The 235-nt window shown below is 47.7% G+C and carries 1 protein-coding gene; it reads right to left on the minus strand.

Going from position 1 to position 235, the window contains the following annotated elements:
- Positions 1-235 (minus strand): glycine betaine ABC transporter substrate-binding protein (locus tag HBA93_RS23585; protein ID WP_286202176.1); only part of this gene is annotated, 235 nt, incomplete at both ends.

Genomic DNA, 235 nt, shown 5'->3' on the forward strand with positions numbered 1-235 from the left:
CTGTTCTGAGGATTCCGCGAGATCAAAACCTTTGAGGTCAAAAGCACCTTTGGAAATCATGTCGAGGATCAGACGGTTACCGTCATTGCCCGGTTCAATGCCATAGATTTTATTGCCGAGCTTGTCTTTGAACTTGGCGATATCAGAGAAGTTTTTGAGCCCCTCATCATAGGCAAATGCAGGGACTGCCAATGTGTATTTTGCGCCGGTCAGATTGGTGCGCAGGGTGATGACA

It is taken from the genome of Ochrobactrum sp. SFR4 (assembly GCF_019730395.1).
Classification (GTDB): domain Bacteria; phylum Pseudomonadota; class Alphaproteobacteria; order Rhizobiales; family Rhizobiaceae; genus Pseudochrobactrum.